This window comes from Paenibacillus sp. P4_E11 (genome assembly GCF_056401635.1).
Window position 1 is genome coordinate 1 of the sequence record NZ_JBFUIX010000580.1, and the last position, 924, is coordinate 924.

The 924-nt window shown below is 48.4% G+C and carries 1 protein-coding gene; it reads right to left on the reverse strand.

Going from position 1 to position 924, the window contains the following annotated elements:
• Positions 1-924: LuxR C-terminal-related transcriptional regulator (locus tag AC1DWB_RS36190; RefSeq protein ID WP_477545875.1), on the reverse strand; the 924-nt coding region annotated here is incomplete at both ends.

Below are 924 nucleotides of genomic sequence, written 5' to 3' on the forward strand. Positions count from 1 at the left end.
CCCCCAGCTTACGGAAGATAGTGGTCAGATGCTTCTTGACCGTTACCTCTGTAATATACAGGCCAGCGGCAATTTCCTGATTCGAGCAGCCTTTCGCCAGCAACTGAACCACGTCGTTCTCTCTCTCCGTTAGCATAGAAATTCTCTCATCCTGCTTTTCCCTTTGCTCTAGCAATCCGAAGGAAGCTAACATTCTGTTCAAGTACTCCTGCAGCTTATTCCCTCTCGTGTCGAACACAAATACTGGGGTGGGAGTCCGGTTGTCATAATCCCTATGCAGAACGTTAGGGGGTGACTCACAGCCCAAGCTCAAGTGAATGTCCCGGAAAAAGGGTAGCGCTGGCGGCGAAGCTATTACAAATCCGGTGGAGAAAAGCAGCGAAATGAAGGTAAGTCCCGCTGCCGCCCGCATCGTCAAATCAGAAAAATCAGGGACATCGATTGACTTAATGAAGTAGCCTGCAGGACTCTCCCTTGGAACATGTAATTCCTTCAGTCTTTGCGCCGAGAGGCTTTGAAAATATGTCGATGATAAGGGCTGCGTCAAGAGGTAGTCTAGAGTCCCTGTATAGATTGGGATGATGGCAGACATTCCGCAAATCATCCCCTGCGGATCTCTCATCAGCTTCACACTAGAAGTATCCAGCTCATACAACTCCTGAAGATGGATGTGCTGGATCGTATATAAGCTTTCCTCTTTCGTAATGATGTACTCGAATCGTTCCTTCGTATCCGGATGTTCATAAGGAAGCCGCAGTTCCTTAGGATCTTGACTGCGGTTCTTCAAGTATTGCTCCGCCTCCGCCCAATTGGATGGGGTGAGCGCCTCAGCATAATAAGGCTGGGACTTTTGGTAAAATAACGTTCTTACCATGTGATCCCCAATATAGTAGAACCATTCCGCACTTTCCCATGCAACCGTTC